Origin of the sequence: Pradoshia sp. (genome assembly GCF_051873915.1) — a bacterium.
In the GTDB taxonomy this organism is placed as follows: domain Bacteria; phylum Bacillota; class Bacilli; order Bacillales; family Pradoshiaceae; genus Pradoshia.
Genome location: NZ_JBJEFJ010000141.1, coordinates 1 through 8,140, shown reverse-complemented (window position 1 = coordinate 8,140; position 8,140 = coordinate 1). Strand labels below are relative to the sequence as shown.

Genomic DNA, 8,140 nt, shown 5'->3' with positions numbered 1-8,140 from the left:
ATTGAGGTGATTGAGATGAGTGAACAGCTGCAAATCATTCTTCCGCTTCTTGTGATGGAGTTCATTTTGAAGATTATTGCTTTAGTGGATTTGGCTAAGCGTGATAAACGGGGAGTTAAGGGTGAGAAGAAATACATTTGGGTTATTGTGATCTTGCTATTCTCGACAATAGGTCCTGTGCTTTATTTAGTGGCAGGTAAGAAGGATTATACATGGGATGAGGATGATCGTAATGATTCAATGTGAGAACGTGACTAAATCCTATAAAGGCTTCCGGGCTTTGAAGGGCATTAGCTTTTCGATTGAAGGACCGGGATGCTTCGGTTTCATTGGAAGCAATGGCTCTGGAAAGACGACGGCCATTCGTATTATGGCCGGACTAGCAAGAGCCACGTCAGGGAAGATTCAAATCGAGGGTTATGATGTGGAGGAGGATCCGAAGAAAATTGCCAGAGTAATAGGTTATCTGCCGCAGAATCCGTCCTTTTATGATTATATGACAGGCGAGGAATGGATGATGTTTACGGGTAAGCTCTTTGGGATGTCGAAGAAAGACAGCAGCGTTCGTGCTGAGGAGCTGCTAAAGAGATGCGGGATATGGGAGGCAAGAAGGCGCAAGATCGGCGGGTACAGCGGGGGAATGAAGCAGCGGCTTGGTCTCGCGCAGGCGCTGATGAATGATCCGAAGCTTCTTCTTCTGGATGAGCCTGTCTCTGCGCTTGATCCGATTGGACGCCATCAGGTCCTTGAATTGATTGAGGAATTGAAGAAGGACCATATGATTTTCATGTCCAGCCATATTCTAGACGATGTGGAGAAAACAGCTGACCATATCCTCATCCTGCATAAAGGGAAGTTATTATTATCCTCCTCCAAGCAGGAACTGATGAAGGAGTACGCAGGCTCCTCAATTACATTCCAGCTCCTTGACTCAAATGATTCTTTAGCGGAAGCGCTCTCCAGCGAGAACTGGGTGGAGAGGGTTGCTGTTACAGACCGTTCTTATCGAGTCATTGTCAAAGATGTCGTGCGGGCAAGGGCTTCCCTGCCCTTAATGATCCACGAGCAAGGCGGCATCATTACGGATTACCGGATGGAGACCTTGTCGCTGCAGGATATATTCTTCAAGGTGGTGAATCAATGATGGGGATGTTCTGGGCTATGCTTTGGAAGGAATGGATTGAATTAAAACGCTCTTATAAGCTCATTATTGTGCCATTTGCCTTTGCCATCATCATGGTTACTCTGCCGATTACGATGAAGCTTCTGCCGACACTTATTCAGCAGGACTTGCCGGAAGGGACCGTCATTTCTGTTCCGGAAAGCTCCGCCGCCGACATTGTCAGTGGAATCTATGCGAACTTTGAACAGCTTGGCTTGATTGTGCTGATTCTTGTCATGATGGGCACGGTAGCCTCCGAGCGAGAGAAGGGGAGTGCCGCGCTTATATTATCAAAGCCAATTGGCCGCAGCGGGTATATTTTGGCGAAATGGACGGCTTATGCGCTATTATCAACCGTTTCATTTCTCTTCGGTATGGGATTAACCGTTTATTATACAAGAATCCTTTTTGACGGGAAAATGGAATGGGCGGCTATTGCAGAGGGAACGCTTCTTTACCTTGTGTTAATCCTTCTGTGCGTAACACTCACCCTGCTTTTTTCTTCTATTATGAAGAGTGCGGTATTGGCGGGATTTCTAAGCTATGCTGTTTACCTGGCGCTGACGAAGCTGGGCAAGTATCTTCCTGATTCCCTTGAGAAATATACGCCAACAGCATTCACGGAAGCAGCAGGGAATATCATCATTGGCAAGGAAGGGCAGATTATGGCACCTCTTTTGATTCTACTGGCCGTTATCGTCCTCATGATTATCTTGACGATTCTTTTATTTAAAAAAGAGGAAATCTAGAATGAATGATTCGATAAGTAAAAAGATGGTAAAAATGCATAAAAAGCGGTATATTCATTAGGGAAACGCGATAAATCATCAAAAGGTATTGAAGTGACCGCCTATTTCGTATTACTATTCTTGAGTAGATATATAAGAAAGAGAGTGTTTATACATGGGACGTAAATGGAATAACATTAAAGAAAAGAAAGCTGCCAAAGATGCGAACACAAGCCGAATCTATGCGAAATTCGGCCGTGAAATTTATGTGGCAGCCAAGCAAGGGGAGCCAAACCCAGAATCTAATCAAGCGTTAAAAATGGTCCTAGAGCGCGCGAAGACGTACAGCGTACCGAGACATATTATTGACCGTGCGATTGAAAAAGCAAAAGGCGGTTCAGAGGAAAGCTATGATGAGCTCCGCTATGAAGGCTTTGGCCCAAGCGGCTCCATGGTCATCGTAGACGCTTTGACAAACAATGTTAACCGTACAGCATCAGATGTTCGTGCCGCTTTCGGCAAGAATGGCGGAAACATGGGTGTGAGCGGTTCCGTTTCTTACATGTTTGATGCAACAGCCGTGTTCGGAGTAGAAGGAAAAACGGCAGATGAAGTATTAGAAATGATGATGGAAGCGGATGTTGATGTTCGTGACATTCTGGAAGAGGATGACGCGGTTATCGTATACGCAGAGCCAGATCAATTCCATGCCGTTCAGGAAGCCTTCAAGAATGCAGGAATTACTGAGTTCACTGTGGCGGAATTAACCATGCTTGCACAAAACGACATTTCGCTTGATCCAGAAGCGCAAGCTCAGTTTGAGAAGATGATTGATGCAATTGAGGACCTGGAGGATGTACAACAGGTTTACCATAATGTAGATTTAGGTGAATAATGCCTGAAAAGAATAGCTGCCATTTGGAGCACCTTGCTCTGATGGCGGCTTTTTTTGTTTAAGGATTCGGATATATGGAAATATAGGGAGAAAAAGGAGGGGTGTATGATGCCATATCAATCCAAGAAAGACCTGCCGGATTCTGTGAGAGATTCGCTGCCAAGCCATGCGCAGGAAATCTTTAAGGAAGCGTTTAATTCTGCATCCAAGGAATATGATAAAGAAGAAACGGCCTTCAAGGTAGCATGGAGCGCTGTTAAAAATAAATATGAGAAAAATGATGATGGAGATTGGGTTGAGAAGAACTAAGTAGTGCTGGATTCTCCTCGTTTTTTCTCATAAAGGTTCTTCAGCTCCTGAAAGCTGGGCTGCTCGAGTAAATGAAGATTACCCGCTTGGAGAATCTCCTTCAGCGCTTCTTCCTTTGAAATAAGATAGCCAATGCTTTCCTGCTCTACCCATTTTCTTTGCTCGATGATCATATAAGTACCGTCCTCAAGAACGGACAGACCCTTCTGATAGCTCATGGAATGATGGGGATGAGCCCAATAATCCTTTTCTGTATGGCCGGGAATCCCCGTATATAATACATGAAAATGGTGGTTCTTTCCCAATTGGTCCGCCTCCTTGCCATCCGGTTTACGGATAGAATGTGCAATTGGTCGAAGTCTATTCATCTGTCTCTAACATAAAAAAACCCGAATGAAAAGAAGCTTCATTCGGGTATCCTTCTATTACAGGCTGCGTGCGCCTAGATATCTTGAGGACCAGTAAGAGGACCCAAGACTTGATTCTGTTACGCCGCTAGAACCGGCATGGATAAATTTGTTGTTGCCAATATAAATCCCCATATGGGATGGACCAGTTGTATACGTTTCAAAGAAGACAAAATCTCCGACTGCCGGGCTGCTGACTTTCTTCATGGAAGAATAGTACCCAGCTGTATTTGTGCGAGTGAAATTACTGCGCTCCTGCTTCACCACATAGTAGATGAAGCCGCTGCAATCAAAACCGCTCGGTGTTGTACCGCCCCATACGTATGGGGTGCCAATCAAGCTTTTTGCTGTTGCGACCATGCGCTGAGCTTCGCTTGAAGTGGACGTGCTGGAACCGGAGCCGCTTGTAGAGCCGGATGTTGAACCGGAAGTCGTTGCGCCAGCTTTGCTGACAATCAAGACTTGTCCAGGGTAGATTGTGTCGCTTTTTAAGTTGTTCCATGATTTAAGCTTTGCCACGGTTGTATTGTATTTAACCGCGATTTTCCATAAGGAATCTCCGGATTTCACTGTGTATTTTTTCGTAGTCGATGCTGATGTTGATGAAGAGGATTCTCCGATTTTTAACGTTTGACCTATGTAAATCATATCAGATGTCAGGTTATTTTCATTTTTAATAGCTGATACAGTTGTATTATATTTAACAGCCAATTGAGACAGAGTATCTCCCTTTACGACTTTCACAGTAGCGGCAGAGGCAGCATTGGCAAAAAGGACGGACGACAAAACAGCAGTTGCAGTAACGGATAAAACTTTCTTATTCATGATGACCCCCTACATAGTTAGTAATTTTTTTTGAAAATACTAGCTAAGTTTAGACCAATCGACAAAAAATTACTAGTTTTGTAGGCAAAATGTAATAGAAAGGAAAGTTTATTGTAATATAAATGAGTTTTCTGTAAAATGATAAAATTTACCTAATTTCAAACGACGAGAAAATATCTGGTGTCTGTTCTACCATTTGCACATCAATCACTCGGCTGAATCCAGGACCTTTTTTAATCTCTTCTATGAATGCATATAAAGGTTCTTCGTGCCCTTGCGCTACAATTTCAACGGTCCCATCGGGTAAATTTCGAACCCAGCCTTTTATTTTATAGGAAAATGCGAGCCGTTCAGTATAATAACGAAAACCAACCCCTTGTACGAAGCCGGATACAATTAGATGATATTGCTTCATGGAAAACACTCCTTTCTCCTATCTATTCCTATTATAGCGGAATAGGATGGTTAGAAGAGGTAATTTGATATAATGGAAGAATCTATAAAATGGGATGGCGGGGGATGGAAATGAAGCATGTGTATTTAATGAGGCATTGTCAGGCAAAAGGGCAGGATGCCTCATGCAGGCTGACGGAGAAAGGAAGCGCTCAGGCTATTGAGCTCGCGCATTTCTTTAAGGGGATTCGAATTGAACGGATAATTTCTAGTCCATACCAGCGGGCACTGGAATCATGCCGACCAATTGCACAGGACAAACAAATGATTGTAGAAGAGGATATACGCCTGGCAGAGCGGGTGCTTTCAAATGTAGATTTACCTAATTGGCAGCAGCTGCTGGAGGAATCCTTTCAGGATCTGGAGAAAAAGCTTGAAGGAGGGGAATCCGGAGCAGAGGCAGCAGCTAGAGGGCTTGAGGTGCTTGAAGAGGCTATTAGCGGTCCATGTGATCATATCGCGATAATGACACACGGGAATCTGCTGACTTTAATGCTTCAGCAATTGAATCCAACATACGGCTTTTTGGAATGGAAGAGGATGACAAACCCAGATGTCTTTCATCTCATGATTGATAATGGGCAATGTCAGATTGAACGAATATGGGATAAGTAATGTTTAGTAGGGCAAAACTTTCTTTGGTGAATAGAAGGTTTTGCCTTTCTTTCTGAATATTAATATTATCTTAATATTACAGAAATATGACTATTTATTTACATTTAATGATTTTTTATGACAAGGGTTTACATTTTTCGATATTGTTTTTTGTTTTTCCTATGAAAGTGATATAGTATTTCTAGTGCTTTCCAACAGTGCCAATATTTATTAGTTTGGTGATGCTGGAGATGCCAAGATGAATAAATATGGAATTTTCAGAAATGAAGAAATGAACGGTATGAATAGAGCAGAAGAAGGTGTAATGGAATGAGGAAGAAAAAAAGGAAGAGGAAGAAGAACTGGAAGAGAATCATTGGGGTGCTGTTGCTTCTGATGATTATGGCAGGCTGCACATATGGTGTGTCATTCTATCAATCTATGACTGGGGCAGTAGACTCCATGTATAAAGAAACAGAAACGACAGAGATGCGGGAAGAGGAGATATCCCTTGAAGAGCTTGAGCCTTTCTCGGTCTTACTCTTGGGTGTTGATGAGAGGCAGGGAGATAAAGGCCGCTCAGACAGCATTATGGTGCTGGCTGTCAATCCAGAAAAGGAATCCGTTGAAATGGTCAGTATCCCGAGAGATACCCGGACAGAAATTGCCGGTAAGGGAATAACAACGAAGATCAACCATGCCTATGCTTACGGTGGTGTAGAGACAGCAACGGATACCGTTGAACAATTTCTCGATATCCCAATTGATTACTTTGTTCAGATTAATATGGAAAGCTTCAAGGGAATCGTGGATGCCTTAGGAGGCATCACCGTAATGAACTATGAGGAATTCACCCATGCAGGAACTCATTTTGCAGAAGGAGAAATTCTCTTAAACGGCAAGGAGGCATTGGCCTTCTCAAGAATGAGATATGAGGATGTACGCGGTGATTTTGGCCGGCAAACAAGACAGAGGGAAGTTCTTGAAGCCATCATTGAAAAAGGGGCAAGTTTCTCAACGCTGACGAAATACCAAGATATATTCAACACCCTCGGAGATCATATAAAAACCAATTTGACCTTTGACCAAATGATGGATATTCAGAAAAATTACCGCTCCGCTGCCCAATCCATTGAACAAATTGAGATGGAAAGTACCAGTGAAAAGCTATATGATGAAGGGTATGGAAAAGAGTTGTACTTTGAGATCATCACCGATGAAGAGCGTTTAAAGGTTCAACAGCATCTCAAGGAACAATTAGAATTGCAGTAAATGAGGTGGTTTGATGAATTTAGCTGAGTTTTCCCGCTATGACGGGTTAGGTTTGGCTGAGCTGGTGAAAAAGGGTCAAATCAGTACGAAGGAATTATTGGAGGATGTCAGTAAAATGACGGATGACATCAATCCAGAACTGAATGCGATTGTGCACACACGATTTGAACAGGCATTAACCGAAGCAGGAAAAATGGATTTCAACAAACCATTTGCAGGTGTTCCGATTTTCTTGAAAGATCTTTCCCAGTCTATCGCGGGGGAGAGGGCTACAGCTGGGACGAAGCTATTGAAGGACCGGGTAGCCAACATTGACTCCCATTATGTGAGAAAAATCCGAGAAGCCGGCTTTCTTATTGCCGGGCAGACGAGCACGCCTGAATTCGGGCTGAAAAATATTACGGAGCCGGCTCTTTACGGGCCTTCACGGAATCCTTGGAATCCAGCGTATTCACCAGGCGGTTCGAGCGGTGGTGCTTCGGCAGCCGTTGCAGCTGGAATTGTCCCAATCGCCGGAGCAAGTGACGGAGGAGGGTCCATTCGTATACCTGCCTCCTTCACCGGGCTTGTCGGGTTAAAACCGACAAGAGGCAGAACACCGGTTGGACCAGGTGTAGGAAGGCAATGGCATGGTGCTGCTGTGGACTTTGTCCTCACGAAAACAGTCAGAGACAGCGCGGCCATGCTTGATGTCCTGCAGGTACTGCAGCCAGAAGCCGCTTTCAACGTGCCGCTTTATCAAGGAAGCTACTTAGAAGATTTGAACAATGGTGAGCGGAAATTTCGAATTGCCTTTTCAGTGAAATCTCCAGTCGGTACTCCGGTTTCAGCTGATGCTGTGAAGGCTGTACATAAAACCGTTAAATGGCTCGAAGAACAAGGCCATCATGTGGAAGAAAAGGAGCCTGAAATCGATGGAATCAGGCTTATGGAGAATTACTACATCATGAACTGCGGTGAAATGGCCGCAGATATCAGGTCCATCGAGGAATCCATTGGCCGTAAAGTAACAAGTGAAGATATTGAAATTGTCTCCTGGGTTCTGAAGACAGCTGGAGAACAGGTATCAGCCATCCAGTTCACCAGAAGCATTGCTGAATGGGATACGGCAGCGGCCCAGATGGCTCACTTCAACCAAACCTTTGATTTATACATCACGCCAGCTACTGCCAGCACCGCTCCTCGGATAGGTGAACTGACCCATTCGAAGAAAGAGGAAGAGGAATTGCTTCAAATTGAAGAAGCATCCCCGTCCGAACAATTAAGAATGGTCTACGATATGTTTCTCCCAAGCTTGACCTATACACCGTTTACTCAATGGGCAAACATTATTGGCCAGCCGGCAATCAGTTTACCTGTTCATATGGGTGACAATGGACTGCCAATCGGCGTCCAGATTATGGCTCCAAAGGGAAGAGAGGATTGGCTATTAGGTTTAGCCGCACAAATGGAGGAATCTCCGATTTGGGTTGGATTGAAGGGGATGTAAGGGTAA

At 44.1% G+C, this 8,140-nt stretch carries 11 protein-coding genes; 8 read left to right on the top strand and 3 right to left on the bottom strand.

Features of this window, described 5'->3' with window-relative positions; genetic code table 11:
* The 5 genes from ACI35L_RS12975 to ACI35L_RS12955 form a co-directional block, all read left to right on the top strand.
* Nucleotides 1-246, top strand: a 246-nt coding sequence (locus ACI35L_RS12975) for a PLD nuclease N-terminal domain-containing protein (protein WP_439803061.1), incomplete at its 5' end; no start/stop codon positions are given.
* Nucleotides 233-1,144 carry an ABC transporter ATP-binding protein gene (locus tag ACI35L_RS12970; RefSeq protein ID WP_231589522.1) on the top strand — a complete coding sequence of 304 codons (912 nt, stop codon included), beginning with the start codon at nt 233-235 and terminating at the stop codon, nt 1,142-1,144. The genes ACI35L_RS12975 and ACI35L_RS12970, both read left to right, overlap by 14 nt.
* The gene (locus tag ACI35L_RS12965) at nt 1,141-1,911 is read left to right on the top strand and encodes an ABC transporter permease (protein ID WP_439803060.1); all 771 of its coding nucleotides are present in this window, start codon (nt 1,141-1,143) and stop codon (nt 1,909-1,911) included. Before ACI35L_RS12970 ends, ACI35L_RS12965 begins: the two co-directional genes overlap by 4 nt.
* A gap of 154 nt (nt 1,912-2,065) precedes the next feature.
* Nucleotides 2,066-2,785, top strand: a complete 720-nt coding sequence (locus ACI35L_RS12960) for a YebC/PmpR family DNA-binding transcriptional regulator (RefSeq protein WP_049671241.1) — start codon at nt 2,066-2,068, stop codon at nt 2,783-2,785.
* A 108-nt stretch (nt 2,786-2,893) separates the two neighbouring features.
* Complete coding sequence (locus tag ACI35L_RS12955) at nt 2,894-3,094, top strand: ChaB family protein (protein WP_049671240.1); 201 nt, start codon at nt 2,894-2,896, stop codon at nt 3,092-3,094.
* On the opposite strand, the gene ACI35L_RS12950 is transcribed toward ACI35L_RS12955, so the two are convergent.
* From ACI35L_RS12950 to ACI35L_RS12940, 3 genes are all read right to left on the bottom strand, one after another.
* Nucleotides 3,091-3,399 carry a hypothetical protein gene (locus ACI35L_RS12950; RefSeq protein WP_049671239.1) on the bottom strand — a complete coding sequence of 103 codons (309 nt, stop codon included), beginning with the start codon at nt 3,397-3,399 and terminating at the stop codon, nt 3,091-3,093. The two genes, ACI35L_RS12955 and ACI35L_RS12950, sit on opposite strands and share 4 nt — an antisense overlap.
* 120 nt (nt 3,400-3,519) lie before the next feature.
* Entirely contained in the window at nt 3,520-4,326 is an 807-nt protein-coding gene (locus ACI35L_RS12945; RefSeq protein WP_049671238.1) for a C40 family peptidase, read from the bottom strand.
* 148 nt (nt 4,327-4,474) lie between these two features.
* Nucleotides 4,475-4,741, bottom strand: coding sequence for an acylphosphatase (locus tag ACI35L_RS12940; protein WP_049671237.1), 267 nt, complete (start codon nt 4,739-4,741; stop codon nt 4,475-4,477).
* A gap of 104 nt (nt 4,742-4,845) precedes the next feature.
* Between ACI35L_RS12940 and ACI35L_RS12935 the strand changes: the two genes are divergently transcribed.
* From ACI35L_RS12935 to ACI35L_RS12925, 3 genes are all read left to right on the top strand, one after another.
* Complete coding sequence (locus tag ACI35L_RS12935) at nt 4,846-5,394, top strand: histidine phosphatase family protein (RefSeq protein WP_439803059.1); 549 nt, start codon at nt 4,846-4,848, stop codon at nt 5,392-5,394.
* Nucleotides 5,395-5,703: 309 nt separating this feature from the next.
* The gene (locus tag ACI35L_RS12930) at nt 5,704-6,645 is read left to right on the top strand and encodes an LCP family glycopolymer transferase (RefSeq protein ID WP_439803058.1); all 942 of its coding nucleotides are present in this window, start codon (nt 5,704-5,706) and stop codon (nt 6,643-6,645) included.
* Between the two features lie 13 nt (nt 6,646-6,658).
* Nucleotides 6,659-8,134, top strand: coding sequence for an amidase (locus tag ACI35L_RS12925; protein WP_439803057.1), 1,476 nt, complete (start codon nt 6,659-6,661; stop codon nt 8,132-8,134).
* Nucleotides 8,135-8,140 lie beyond the last annotated feature (6 nt).